The organism is Blautia sp. DFI.1.216 (genome assembly GCF_020594215.1).
GTDB lineage: Bacteria > Bacillota > Clostridia > Lachnospirales > Lachnospiraceae > Blautia_A > Blautia_A wexlerae.
Genome location: NZ_JAJDML010000015.1, coordinates 34,082 through 46,651, shown reverse-complemented (window position 1 = coordinate 46,651; position 12,570 = coordinate 34,082). Strand labels below are relative to the sequence as shown.

Genomic DNA, 12,570 nt, shown 5'->3' with positions numbered 1-12,570 from the left:
AGACCAAAGACCAATGAGCAACAGATGAGATTAAGAAGTGACGGGAGATAGAAAATGCGTTTTGTAATAGTTACAGGAGTATCGGGAGCAGGAAAAACATCTGCATTGAAAATGTTGGAGGATGCGAAGTATTTTTGTGTAGACAATCTGCCGATCCCTTTACTGGAGAAATTTGCATCACTGATGCCTGAGATACATGGAGAAGATGTGCAGAATGTTGCACTGGGGATCGATGCAAGAAGCGGGCGTTCTCTGGATGAGCTGGAGATTGTACTGGACAGAATGAAAAAGGCAGGGTATGATTTTGAAATCCTGTTTCTGGATGCGCAGGACAGTGTTCTGGTCAAACGTTATAAAGAAACCCGCAGAAGTCATCCTCTTGCAATGGGGGGAAGAGTAGATGATGGAATCCGGATGGAAAGAGAGAAGATGCGTTTTCTGAAAGAGCGTGCGGATTATATCATTGATACCAGCAATCTTCTGACAAGAGAACTGAAACAGGAGATCGACAGGATATTTGTAGATAATCAGGATTTCTGCAATATGATGATTTCTGTACTGTCATTTGGATTTAAATATGGAATACCGGCAGATGCGGATCTCGTGTTTGACGTGCGTTTCCTGCCGAATCCATACTATGTGGACGAACTCAGACCGCTGACAGGGCTGGATGACAGGGTTTTTAATTATGTAATGGATTGTGATATAGCCAGGACATTTGCGGATAAACTGGAAGATATGATCAATTTCCTTATTCCGAATTATGTGAAAGAGGGAAAGACAAATCTGGTGATCGCAATTGGATGTACAGGCGGCAAGCATCGTTCCGTCACGCTGGCAAGAGAACTTTATTCCAGATTGTCTGGAAATACAAAATACGGATTCAGGCTGGAACACAGAGATGCACAGAAAGACCGACTGGTCAGAAAACAGGAAGGATGATAAAGGAGAGATGTCTTTTTCAGGGATGGTGAAGGAAGAACTTTCCAGACAGATTGGATTGGCCAGACATTGCAAAATGGCAGAACTGGCTGCGATTTTATGTTCCTGTGGGAAAATGGAATGTTTTTCAGGGGACAGTAAACTGAAAATCCAGACGGAAAATGAAGCAGTTGCAAGAAAGTGCTTTACATTATTGCAAAAAACATTTAATATAGAAACAAAGATATTTGTACGTGAGAACAGTCACTTGAAACGGGTGAAGGTATATACAATAGAAATAACTGATCCCGAAGAAATCCAGGTAATTTTTCAGGCACTGCGGCTTGTCACGAACAGTATCGACCAGGGTACGCTTGTATTGTCGGATATGCTGGTGGTACAGCAGAATTGCTGCAAACGGGCGTTTATCAGGGGAGCTTTTTTAGCATCCGGTTCAATCAGTGATCCTGAGAAGGGGTATCATTTTGAGATTGTATGTTCTGATGCAAAAAGAGCAGAGCAGCTACAGACGATCATCCGCAGTTTTTCGGTAGATGCCAAAATCGTACAGCGTAAGAAATCACATGTGGTCTATGTGAAAGAAGGTGCGCAGATTGTTGACATGCTTGCTGTTATGGAAGCTAATGTGGCATTGATGGACCTGGAGAACATCCGTATACTGAAGGAAATGAGAAATTCAGTAAACAGAAAAGTAAACTGTGAAACTGCGAATATTAATAAAACCGTAAATGCAGCCGTCAAGCAGATGGAGGATATTAAGCTGGTCCGGCAGAAAATAGGATTTGAGCAGCTTAATGAAGGACTTGCACAGGTTGCTGAACTTCGGATGCAGTATCCGGAAGCTACACTAAAAGAATTAGGAATGATGTTAAGCCCGCAGGTGGGCAAATCGGGAGTCAATCACAGACTGAGAAAGCTGAGTGCAATGGCTGACGAACTGCGGGAGAAACAAGGAGGAGAATTATTATGATCAAAAAACCAATCACCATCAATTTATCCACAGGTCTGGAAGCGCGTCCGGTGGCACAGCTGGTACAGGTGGCTAGTCAGTTCAACAGTGAGATTTATGTAGAGATTGGAAAGAAGCGCGTGAATGCAAAGAGCATTATGGGTATGATGACGCTTGGGCTTGATGCAGGGGAAGAAATTACTTTATCTGCAAATGGTGAGGATGAGGAAGCTGCTATGGCAGGTATTGAGCAGTACTTAAGTAATCAGTGATCAAATAGTATTCAGGATAGAACACATCCGGAAGGGAAGACCGCTTTTCGGATGTGTTTTGTCGTGTATACGACAGCAATGTTACTGTGAACAAAGTGAACAGTAACACAGCAATCAATTTCATTGCCATAACAATAACATTAGATTGACCATAAAGATAAAACAGGGTATAATGAGCGAAAAGAGTAGAAATGAGGAGCGTAACAAATGTCAAAATTTCTGAAATTTATTGTACATTTTATAGTGATATGCACCATTGTCTGTGTTGTCGGGCTGGCAGTTCCGCCGTTTTTGGGAATTACGACAGAGATTATGGATGATTCCGGCAAAGAAACGAATCTGCCCATGGGATCGGTTACTTATGCAATTCCGGTAAAGATCAAAGAGGCAGCGGTTGGTGATTCTATTCTGTATCAGACTGATTCTAAAGCATACCGTTATATGATTACGGAAATGGATAAAAAGAATCATATTTTTAAGGTGATAGATTCCAGTGACAAAGATGCAGAACCTGTTGCCGTTGAGGTGAAGGATTACATACCGAAGGTTGTGATCACAGTAGGATATGCAGGATATCTCCTTCTTGCAACAGAAAGCATTGAGGGACTTATTATTCTCGGACTTGCCGTCCTTTTCCTGGTAATTCTGTATATAGTTGCGGAACTTCTGAAAAAAGAACCGCAGGATGATTATGATGAAACAGATACAGAACCCGGATATGTTAAGAGCAAGAAGGAACTTAAGAGAGAAGAGAAGGCAAGAGAGAAGCGTTATAAAGAAGAGGAACGCCAGATTAAGAAAGAGGAAAGGGCACGCAGGAAAGGAAAGGCTCCGGAACGAAAGAAAATTAAAACAGGCGGTTTTGTGGATGAAATCTATGAAGATGAATTGGAACCTGTGAAGCCTGCGCAGCCGGAAACAATTCAGACTGCGACAAGCGAAGCCCATGAACTTCTCAGAAAAGAGATTGCAGCAGCTACGGCGGATGTACCGGTAAAGCAGGAAGAATCTGTACAGACGAAACCGGATGCAGGTGATATACATATGGAGCCTGTTTCCGGAAAGACAGAAGTAATCGTGCCTCAGGTAAAAGAGCAGCTGAAACAGATGATGAATGCTTCGGATAGAAAACCGGTAGAAGCAGAGGAAACAGAAGGAAACGCACAGGAAGAAATCAGGCGTATGGTAATTCCGACATGGTCGGCAGCACAGATTGCCGAGACAGCCAGAAGTCAGGGCGATGCGCCGGATATTGTGAGAGACGATGTTACAAAGGTTACATTATTTGATTATTCCGATATCATTGCGGATGAGAAGCCGGTCTATCCGCAGAAACAGACTGCTGAAGAATAAAATAAGAGATTGAAAAAATATGACGATGAAAAGAACGTGTTTCTTCCTATATATAATATAGAAGGAACACGTTCTTTTTACTGCAGACAATCCGATCTCCATCATATCGTGAAGTCCTGCGTCAGCAGACCTGCAGATATCGGCCTTGCCGTTCACTATTCCGTAATGTTTCTATATAATAAAGCCACTAGTACAGCAAAAATTAAGTTTCTGCTATATTGACGCAGGATGATTTCTTCAGCTGCAAGGCGGAGGAATGAGGCGTAGCGGTGGCTACGGCGCTTGACGACAAGTTGATTCTTTTTTGTTTCGACATACAAGCCCAAATTCAATAAAAAAATTGTACGGAATCAAGTACAAAAAAATATCAAAAAAAGTGAAAAAAACACTTGCATTTTTCTGAGAGGTCGTGTATACTCTCAATTGTTGTGACATTGATAGCAATGAAGCGCGAGGTTGCTGCCGCAGAGATGGCAGGTTTTCCGTGGAGCGAATGTCAAGTTTGAAAACTGACGACAAGTCACTGTACAAGTTCAGAAGACCATCCAGGGATGGCGTGTGTGGTAAAAAATCGAAAGACACACACGGAGATGTGTACAGTCGCCGCTTGTCGTACTGCTTGAAAAGTACGAATAGGAGGAGACTTTTTTTATGGCAAATCAGGTAATGAGAATCACATTAAAGGCTTATGATCATCAGTTAGTAGATGCATCAGCAGCAAAAATCATCGAGACTGTTAAAAAGAACGGAGCAATGGTAAGCGGACCGGTTCCACTTCCAACTAAGAAAGAGGTTGTTACAATCTTAAGAGCCGTTCATAAATACAAAGATTCCAGAGAACAGTTCGAACAGAGAACTCATAAGAGACTGATCGATATCCTTACACCAACACAGAAGACAGTAGATGCTCTGTCAAGACTGGAAATGCCAGCAGGTGTTAACATCGATATCAAGATGAAGACTAAATAATTAGTCATCAACCCCAATTTGATAATGCTATAAGCATTAAGCTATTTACTATATGATTGCCGGTAATCGGTAATCCGCTATAAGGAGGAAGAAAGAATGAAGAAAGCTATTTTAGCTACTAAAGTCGGAATGACTCAGATCTTCAATGAAGACGGCCAGTTGATTCCGGTAACAGTTTTACAGGCTGGTCCTTGTGTCGTAACTCAGGTTAAGACAGAAGAGAACGATGGATACGAAGCAGTTCAGGTTGGATTCGGAGACATCAGAGAAAGCCTTGTTAACAAACCGGAAAAAGGACACTTTGACAAAGCTGGCGTTGCAGTAAAGAGATTCGTTAAAGAGTTCAGATTTGATAACGCTGCTGAATATACAGTAGGACAGGAAATTAAAGCTGATATCTTTGCAGACGGCGATCACATTGATGCAACAGCTGTTTCCAAAGGTAAAGGTTTCCAGGGTGCGATCAAGAGACATGGTCAGTCAAGAGGACCTATGGCTCACGGTTCCAAATATCACCGTCATGCAGGTTCCAATGGTGCTTGTTCTGATCCGAGCAAGGTATTCAAAGGAAAACACATGCCAGGTCATATGGGAAATGTTCAGGTTACTGTACAGAACCTTGAGATTGTACGCGTAGATACAGAAAATAACTTACTGTTAGTTAAAGGTGCTGTTCCAGGACCTAAGAAATCTTTGGTTACTATCAAAGAGACAGTAAAGTCCTTATAATAAGAAAGGAGGAGCACACAAATGGCAAACGTAACTGTTTATAATATGGAAGGCAACGAAGTTGGAACAATGGAACTGAATGATGCAGTATTCGGCGTAGAAGTCAATGAGCATCTTGTTCACCTTGCTGTTGTTCGTCAGCTTGCAAATAATCGCCAGGGTACTCAGAAAGCTAAAACACGTTCTGAAGTAAGCGGCGGCGGAAGAAAACCGTGGAGACAGAAAGGAACAGGTCATGCTAGACAGGGTTCCATCCGTGCACCACAGTGGACTGGCGGCGGTGTTGTATTCGCTCCGGTACCAAGAGATTATGAAGTAAAAATGAACAAGAAAGAAAGAAGAGCTGCTTTAAAATCTGCTCTGACTTCCAAAGTTCAGGACAATAAATTAGTAGTTGTTGATGCTCTTACATTAGCAGATGTTAAGACAAAGGAAATGCAGAAAGTTCTTACAAACCTGAAAGCTGAGAAAGCTCTGGTTATCACAGCAACAGATGACAAGAACGTAATCCTTTCCGCAAGAAACATCACTGATGTTCAGACTGCAACTCCAAGTACTATCAACGTATACGATGTTATGAACCACAACACCGTAATCGTAACCAAAGATGCTGTAGCATCCATCGAGGAGGTATATGCATAATGGCTGATATCAAGTACTATGACGTAATCAAGAAACCAGTGATTACAGAAAAATCTATGAATGCAATGGCTGAAAAGAAATACACTTTCTTAGTTCATCCGGAAGCAAACAAATCTCAGATCAAAGAAGCTGTAGAGAAAATGTTCGAAGGAACAAAAGTAAAGAGCGTTAACACCATGAATATGGATGGAAAGAAAAAACGCCGTGGTATGACAGTTGGAACAACTGCTAAAACCAAAAAAGCTATCGTAGCTCTGACAGAAGACAGCAAAGATATCGAAATCTTCGAAGGACTTTAATTGATAGCCCATGCGGTATGAGTGCCACTTCGGAAGCTTTGCTTCCTCAGCCGCGTTACACGCTTATGAGTCTTCACAAGAATCCGACCTTACATGCAAGCATGACGGTCTGCTTCTTATGAATCCTCGGCACTCTGATTATCGCGAGTATACGCATTCAAAAGCGTGAGGACAAATTTGAAAGGAGAACAAAAATGGGAATCAAAAGTTATAACCCATATACACCGTCTAGAAGACATATGACTGGTTCCGATTTCTCAGAGATCACAAAATCTACACCAGAGAAATCTCTTACCGTGTCTTTAAAGAAAAACGCTGGACGTAACAACCAGGGTAAGATTACAGTTAGACACCGCGGAGGCGGAAGCAGAAGAAAATACAGAATCATCGACTTCAAGAGAAGAAAAGATGGAATCCCTGCAACAGTAGTTTCCATCGAGTATGATCCAAACAGAACAGCAAACATCGCTTTAATCTCTTATGTAGATGGCGAGAAAGCATATATCCTTGCACCGGAAGGCTTAAAAGTAGGTCAGAAAGTTATGAACGGAGCTGATGCAGAAGTTCGTGTTGGTAACTGCTTACCATTAGAGCTTATCCCGGTTGGTACTATGGTACACAACATTGAGCTTCATCCTGGAAAGGGCGGACAGATGGTTCGTTCTGCTGGAAACGGCGCTCAGTTAATGGCTAAAGAAGGCAAATACGCAACACTGCGTCTGCCATCTGGTGAAATGAGAATGGTTCCGATCGTATGCCGCGCATCTGTAGGCGTTGTCGGAAACGGAGATCACAACCTGATTAACATCGGTAAAGCCGGACGTAAACGTAACATGGGTATCAGACCTACTGTTCGTGGTTCCGTAATGAACCCGAATGACCATCCACATGGTGGTGGTGAAGGAAAGACCGGTATCGGTCGTCCAGGTCCATGTACTCCATGGGGAAAACCTGCTCTTGGTCTGAAGACAAGAAAGAAAAACAAACCGTCCAACAAGCTCATCGTAAGAAGACGCGATGGAAAAGCATTATCGAAATAATAAGGAGGATTAAGCATGTCTCGTTCACTGAAAAAAGGACCTTTTGCAGATGCCAGCTTACTTAAAAAAGTAGACGCATTAAACGCTGCAAATGACAAATCCGTTATCAAAACCTGGTCACGCCGTTCTACAATCTTCCCGTCCTTCGTAGGACACACAATCGCTGTCCATGACGGAAGAAAACACGTGCCGGTATATGTAACAGAAGATATGGTTGGCCACAAACTCGGTGAGTTCGTTGCAACCAGAACTTACAGAGGACACGGAAAAGACGAAAAGAAATCCGGTGTTCGCTAGTATTTGACTTTATATTCTGTCTGCTGCCCACAAGACAGCGGACAGGTTAACCTGATATTGAGAGAAAGAGGAAAGGAGGCACTTTAAAATGGCAAAGGGACATAGAAGCCAGATAAAAAGAGCCAGAAATGAGAGTAATAGAGAGACAAGACCGTCTGCAAAATTATCTTATGCAAGAATTTCTGTTCAGAAAGCCTGCTACGTGTTAGATGTAATCCGCGGTAAAGATGTGCAGACAGCACTTGGTATCTTAACATACAACCCAAGATACGCTTCCAGCGTTATCAAGAAACTTCTTGAGTCAGCAATTGCAAATGCTGAAAACAACAACGGAATGAATGCAGACAACCTCTACGTTGCAGCCTGCTATGCAGATAAAGGACCTACAATGAAGAGAATTCAGCCAAGAGCACAGGGTAGAGCTTACAGAATCGAGAAGAGAACAAGCCATATCACCATCGTGCTGGATGAAAGATAAGGAGGAAAAGCATGGGACAGAAAGTTAACCCACATGGCCTTAGAGTCGGTGTTATCAAGGATTGGGATTCAAGATGGTATGCTGATGCAGACTTCGCTGATTACCTGGTAGAAGACTACAACATCAGAACATTCCTTAAAAAGAAATTATACAGCGCAGGTGTTTCCAAGATCGAGATCGAGAGAGCATCTGACAGAGTTAAGATCATCATCTACACAGCTAAACCTGGTATCGTAATCGGTAAAGGCGGAGCTGAGATTGAAAAAGTTAAAGCTGAATTAAAGAAATTCACAGACAAGAAACTTATCGTAGATATCAAAGAAGTAAAGAGACCAGACAAAGACGCTCAGTTAGTAGCAGAGAATATCGCACTTCAGCTTGAGAACCGTATCTCTTTCAGACGTGCTATGAAATCTACAATGCAGAGAACAATGAAGGCCGGAGCTAAAGGTATCAAAACATCCGTATCCGGACGTCTTGGCGGTGCTGATATGGCTCGTACAGAGTTCTACAGCGAAGGAACTATCCCGCTTCAGACACTTCGTGCAGATATTGACTATGGATTCGCAGAAGCAGACACAACATACGGCAAAGTTGGCGTAAAAGCTTGGGTCTACAATGGCGAAGTACTTCCAACAAAAGGAACTAAGGAAGGGAGCGATAAATAATGTTAATGCCAAAAAGAGTAAAACGTCGTAAACAATTCCGTGGCTCCATGAGAGGAAAAGCCCTTAGAGGTAATAAGATCAATTATGGTGAATTCGGACTTGTTGCAACCGAACCGTGTTGGATCCGTTCCAACCAGATCGAAGCAGCCCGTGTTGCTATGACTCGTTATATCAAACGTGGTGGTCAGGTTTGGATCAAGATTTTCCCAGATAAACCAGTAACAGCGAAACCAGCAGAAACACGAATGGGTTCCGGAAAAGGTGCTCTCGAATACTGGGTAGCAGTTGTTAAGCCAGGACGTGTAATGTTCGAAATCGCAGGCGTTTCCGAGGAAATCGCTCGTGAAGCATTACGTCTTGCGATGCACAAGTTACCATGTAAATGTAAAATCGTTTCTCGTGCAGACTTAGAAGGCGGTGATAACAGTGAAAATTAATAAATTCGTGGAAGATTTAAAGGCAAAATCAGCTGCAGAATTAAATGAAGAATTAGTAGCTGCTAAAAAAGAACTTTTCAATCTGAGATTTCAGAATGCAACTAATCAATTAGAGAATACAAGCCGCATTAAAGAGGTTCGCAAGAACATTGCAAGAATCCAGACAGTAATTACTGAGCAGGCTAACGCTTCCAAATAATAGGAGGAAACTATCGTGGAAAGAAATCTGAGAAAAACCCGCGTGGGTAAGGTTGTCAGCAATAAGATGGACAAGACCATTGTAGTTGCTATTGAAGACCATGTAAAACATCCTCTTTACAAAAAGATCGTGAAGAGAACATATAAATTAAAAGCTCATGACGAAAACAATGAGTGCAATATCGGTGATACCGTAAAAGTTATGGAAACCAGACCGTTATCCAAGGATAAAAGATGGAGACTGGTTGAAATCGTAGAGAAAGTTAAATAAGGAGGAAACCAGTATGATCCAGCAGGAAACTAGACTGAAAGTTGCCGACAACACTGGTGCAAAAGAAATCCTTTGTATTCGTGTTATGGGCGGCTCTACAAGAAGATATGCAAGCATTGGCGATACAATCATTGCTACTGTTAAAGATGCAACACCAGGCGGCGTTGTTAAAAAAGGTGACGTTGTAAAAGCTGTTGTAGTTAGAACTAAAAAAGGCGCTCGTCGTAAAGACGGATCTTACATCCGTTTCGATGAAAATGCTGCCGTAATCATTAAAGACGACTTAACTCCGAGAGGAACACGTATCTTTGGACCAGTTGCCAGAGAGCTTCGTGAAAAGAAATTCATGAAGATCGTTTCCTTAGCTCCGGAAGTATTATAGGAGGGTGCCTAATGTCAGCTATGAAAATTAAAAAAGGTGATACTGTAAAAGTTATCGCTGGTAAAGATAATGGCAAAGAGGGTAAAGTCCTTGCAGTTAACGCAAAAGACAATACCGTTGTTGTTGAGAATATCAACAAAGTTACAAAACACAGCAAACCATCTGCTGCAAATCAGCAGGGCGGAATCATTACAAAAGAAGCTCCACTGCACATCTCCAACGTTATGCTGGTTGTTGATGGACAGGCTACAAGAGTAGGATTCCAGATGGACGGCGACAAAAAAGTCCGCGTTGCTAAAAAGACCGGTAAGGTTATCGATTAATTAAGAGAGGAGGCATGACAAGTGAGTAGATTAAAAGAAATGTACAAAAATGAGATCATGGATGCCATGACCAAAAAATTTGGATACAAAAATGTTATGGAAGTGCCAAAACTCGACAAGATCGTAATCAATATGGGTGTTGGTGAAGCCAAAGAAAACGCTAAGCTTCTTGATGCTGCAATCGCAGATATGGAACTTATCACAGGACAGAAAGCAATCGCTACTAAAGCTAAAAAATCTGTCGCTAACTTTAAAATCAGAGAGGGTATGCCGATCGGTTGTAAAGTTACATTAAGAGGAGAAAAAATGTACGAGTTCGCTGATCGTCTGATCAACCTTGCACTTCCTCGTGTACGTGACTTCCGTGGTGTTAACCCGAACGCATTCGATGGTCGTGGAAACTACGCTCTGGGTATCAAAGAGCAGCTGATCTTCCCGGAAGTTGAATATGACAAAGTTGACAAAGTAAGAGGTATGGACATCATCTTCGTTACTACAGCTAAGACTGATGAAGAAGCTCGTGAATTACTGACATTATTCAATATGCCGTTTGCAAAATAATAGGAGGAACGATTCATGGCTAAAACAGCAATGAAAATCAAACAGCAGCGTAAACAGAAATTCTCCACAAGAGAATATACACGTTGCAATATTTGTGGACGTCCACATTCTGTTTTAAGAAAGTACGGAATCTGCAGAATCTGCTTCCGTGAATTAGCTTACAAGGGACAGATCCCGGGTGTTAAGAAGGCTTCCTGGTAGGAACCGGATTTAAATAAAATAAACGATCGGCTGATTTATCAGTCCGATCATATGTCCAAACGAGATTTATGATAAAACAGGTAACAATGTAAACAATTAATATATATGCACATGTAAAGTCTGAATAACAGGAGGAAACTAACATGACAATGAGCGATCCAATCGCAGATATGCTTACAAGAATCCGTAACGCAAACACTGCAAAACATGACACAGTAGATGTTCCGGCATCCAAAATGAAAACTGCAATTGCTAACATCCTTGTTGATGAAGGATATATTGCAAAATATGATTTAGTTGAAGATGGAGTTGTTAAAACTCTTCATATCACACTGAAATACGGTGAAGACAAAAACGAAAAAATCATCACTGGTTTAAAGAGAATTTCCAAACCTGGTCTTCGTATCTACGCAGGTAAGGATCAGCTTCCAAAAGTTCTTGGTGGACTTGGAATCGCAATTCTTTCTACAAACAAAGGTGTTATTACTGATAAAGAAGCTCGTAAACTTCAGGTTGGCGGCGAAGTATTAGCATTCGTTTGGTAATTTGAACCAAGATTTTTTATAGAGAACAAACTGAAAACAGAGAGGATGAAACATCCTCTCCGATAATCTAAGTAAGGAGGACAAACATATGTCACGAATTGGTAGACTTCCGGTTGCTATTCCTGCAGGCGTAGAAGTAACTGTCGCTGAAGGCAACGTAGTAACTGTAAAAGGACCAAAAGGAACTCTCGAAAGAGCACTTCCTACAGAAATGGAAATCAAAGTCGAAGATGGTCATGTAGTAGTATCCAGACCAAACGACTTAAAGAAAATGAAATCTCTTCACGGTTTAACAAGAAGCTTGATCCACAACATGGTTGTTGGTGTAAGCGAAGGCTATACAAAAGAGCTTGAAGTTAACGGTGTAGGTTATAAAGCAGCAAAACAGGGCAAAAAGCTTGTGCTTAGCCTTGGATATTCTCATCCGGTAGAAATGGAAGATCCAGACGGAATCGAAACCAAAGTAGATGGTAACAAGATTATCGTATCCGGTATCAGCAAAGAAAAAGTCGGCCAGTTTGCAGCTGAGATCAGAGACAAGAGAAGACCTGAGCCATACAAAGGTAAAGGTATTAAGTATGTTGATGAAGTTATCAGACGTAAAGTTGGTAAGACTGGTAAGAAATAATTCAGGAGGGTGAGAAAATGGTAAATAAGGCATCTAGAGCGAAAATTCGTGAGAATAAGCATAGAAGATTACGTCATCATTTAAACGGAACTGCAACAACACCACGTTTAGCAGTATTTCGTTCCAACAAGCATATTTATGCTCAGATCATTGATGACACTGTAGGAAAAACTTTAGTATCTGCTTCTACTCTTCAGAAAGAAGTAAGAGCTGAGTTAGAGAACACTGATGATGTAGCAGCAGCTGCACATTTAGGAACCGTTATTGGTAAGAAAGCTGTTGAAGCTGGCATCGAAAGCGTTGTTTTCGACAGAGGAGGCTATATCTACCACGGTAAAGTTAAAGCACTGGCAGACGCAGCAAGAGAAGCTGGGCTGAAATTCTAA

General features: G+C 41.7%; 22 protein-coding genes. All 22 read left to right on the top strand.

Translation table 11 applies throughout. The features are described 5' to 3' along the window. Window positions 1–54: 54 nt before the first annotated feature. The 22 genes from rapZ (at window position 55) to rplR (ending at window position 12,570) form a co-directional block, all read left to right on the top strand. Window positions 55–942 (top strand): RNase adapter RapZ, encoded by an 888-nt coding sequence (rapZ, locus tag LJE11_RS07880; protein WP_008707241.1) that lies wholly within the window; start codon window positions 55–57, stop codon window positions 940–942. 10 nt (window positions 943–952) lie between these two features. Continuing rightward, window positions 953–1,912: a DNA-binding protein WhiA gene (gene whiA, locus LJE11_RS07875; RefSeq protein WP_025579631.1), complete on the top strand. Its 960-nt coding sequence runs from the start codon at window positions 953–955 to the stop codon at window positions 1,910–1,912. Beyond that, on the top strand, window positions 1,909–2,163 hold the full coding sequence (locus LJE11_RS07870; RefSeq protein ID WP_008707243.1) for an HPr family phosphocarrier protein: 255 nt from the start codon (window positions 1,909–1,911) through the stop codon (window positions 2,161–2,163). Before whiA ends, LJE11_RS07870 begins: the two co-directional genes overlap by 4 nt. 207 nt (window positions 2,164–2,370) lie before the next feature. Next, entirely contained in the window at window positions 2,371–3,516 is a 1,146-nt protein-coding gene (locus tag LJE11_RS07865) for a hypothetical protein (RefSeq protein WP_008707244.1), read from the top strand. A 651-nt stretch (window positions 3,517–4,167) separates the two neighbouring features. Then, window positions 4,168–4,485 carry a 30S ribosomal protein S10 gene (gene rpsJ / locus LJE11_RS07860; protein ID WP_008707245.1) on the top strand — a complete coding sequence of 106 codons (318 nt, stop codon included), beginning with the start codon at window positions 4,168–4,170 and terminating at the stop codon, window positions 4,483–4,485. Window positions 4,486–4,581: 96 nt separating this feature from the next. Then, complete coding sequence (gene rplC / locus LJE11_RS07855) at window positions 4,582–5,214, top strand: 50S ribosomal protein L3 (RefSeq protein WP_008707247.1); 633 nt, start codon at window positions 4,582–4,584, stop codon at window positions 5,212–5,214. Between the two features lie 21 nt (window positions 5,215–5,235). Further along, the gene (gene rplD, locus LJE11_RS07850) at window positions 5,236–5,856 is read left to right on the top strand and encodes a 50S ribosomal protein L4 (protein WP_008707249.1); all 621 of its coding nucleotides are present in this window, start codon (window positions 5,236–5,238) and stop codon (window positions 5,854–5,856) included. Then, on the top strand, window positions 5,856–6,155 hold the full coding sequence (rplW, locus tag LJE11_RS07845; protein WP_008707251.1) for a 50S ribosomal protein L23: 300 nt from the start codon (window positions 5,856–5,858) through the stop codon (window positions 6,153–6,155). The genes rplD and rplW overlap by 1 nt, the downstream gene beginning before the upstream one ends. Before the next feature lie 194 nt (window positions 6,156–6,349). Next, window positions 6,350–7,195 (top strand): 50S ribosomal protein L2, encoded by an 846-nt coding sequence (rplB, locus tag LJE11_RS07840; RefSeq protein WP_008707253.1) that lies wholly within the window; start codon window positions 6,350–6,352, stop codon window positions 7,193–7,195. A gap of 15 nt (window positions 7,196–7,210) precedes the next feature. After that, on the top strand, window positions 7,211–7,492 hold the full coding sequence (gene rpsS / locus LJE11_RS07835) for a 30S ribosomal protein S19 (protein WP_008707255.1): 282 nt from the start codon (window positions 7,211–7,213) through the stop codon (window positions 7,490–7,492). 88 nt (window positions 7,493–7,580) lie between these two features. Next, on the top strand, window positions 7,581–7,970 hold the full coding sequence (gene rplV, locus LJE11_RS07830; RefSeq protein WP_008707257.1) for a 50S ribosomal protein L22: 390 nt from the start codon (window positions 7,581–7,583) through the stop codon (window positions 7,968–7,970). 11 nt (window positions 7,971–7,981) lie between these two features. Beyond that, entirely contained in the window at window positions 7,982–8,638 is a 657-nt protein-coding gene (rpsC, locus tag LJE11_RS07825; protein WP_008707259.1) for a 30S ribosomal protein S3, read from the top strand. Then, on the top strand, window positions 8,638–9,075 hold the full coding sequence (rplP, locus tag LJE11_RS07820; protein WP_008707261.1) for a 50S ribosomal protein L16: 438 nt from the start codon (window positions 8,638–8,640) through the stop codon (window positions 9,073–9,075). Before rpsC ends, rplP begins: the two co-directional genes overlap by 1 nt. Beyond that, window positions 9,065–9,274 (top strand): 50S ribosomal protein L29, encoded by a 210-nt coding sequence (rpmC, locus tag LJE11_RS07815; RefSeq protein WP_020994114.1) that lies wholly within the window; start codon window positions 9,065–9,067, stop codon window positions 9,272–9,274. Before rplP ends, rpmC begins: the two co-directional genes overlap by 11 nt. A gap of 15 nt (window positions 9,275–9,289) precedes the next feature. Beyond that, entirely contained in the window at window positions 9,290–9,544 is a 255-nt protein-coding gene (gene rpsQ / locus LJE11_RS07810) for a 30S ribosomal protein S17 (RefSeq protein ID WP_008707264.1), read from the top strand. A 13-nt stretch (window positions 9,545–9,557) separates the two neighbouring features. Further along, complete coding sequence (gene rplN / locus LJE11_RS07805) at window positions 9,558–9,926, top strand: 50S ribosomal protein L14 (RefSeq protein ID WP_161276173.1); 369 nt, start codon at window positions 9,558–9,560, stop codon at window positions 9,924–9,926. 11 nt (window positions 9,927–9,937) lie between these two features. After that, the gene (rplX, locus tag LJE11_RS07800) at window positions 9,938–10,249 is read left to right on the top strand and encodes a 50S ribosomal protein L24 (protein WP_008707266.1); all 312 of its coding nucleotides are present in this window, start codon (window positions 9,938–9,940) and stop codon (window positions 10,247–10,249) included. A 21-nt stretch (window positions 10,250–10,270) separates the two neighbouring features. Then, entirely contained in the window at window positions 10,271–10,810 is a 540-nt protein-coding gene (gene rplE, locus LJE11_RS07795; RefSeq protein WP_008707267.1) for a 50S ribosomal protein L5, read from the top strand. Window positions 10,811–10,825: 15 nt separating this feature from the next. Beyond that, complete coding sequence (locus LJE11_RS07790; protein WP_008707268.1) at window positions 10,826–11,011, top strand: type Z 30S ribosomal protein S14; 186 nt, start codon at window positions 10,826–10,828, stop codon at window positions 11,009–11,011. Window positions 11,012–11,154: 143 nt separating this feature from the next. Then, window positions 11,155–11,556, top strand: a complete 402-nt coding sequence (gene rpsH, locus LJE11_RS07785; protein WP_008707269.1) for a 30S ribosomal protein S8 — start codon at window positions 11,155–11,157, stop codon at window positions 11,554–11,556. Between the two features lie 88 nt (window positions 11,557–11,644). Beyond that, window positions 11,645–12,184, top strand: coding sequence for a 50S ribosomal protein L6 (gene rplF / locus LJE11_RS07780; RefSeq protein ID WP_025579624.1), 540 nt, complete (start codon window positions 11,645–11,647; stop codon window positions 12,182–12,184). A 17-nt stretch (window positions 12,185–12,201) separates the two neighbouring features. Next, window positions 12,202–12,570 (top strand): 50S ribosomal protein L18, encoded by a 369-nt coding sequence (gene rplR, locus LJE11_RS07775; protein ID WP_008707271.1) that lies wholly within the window; start codon window positions 12,202–12,204, stop codon window positions 12,568–12,570.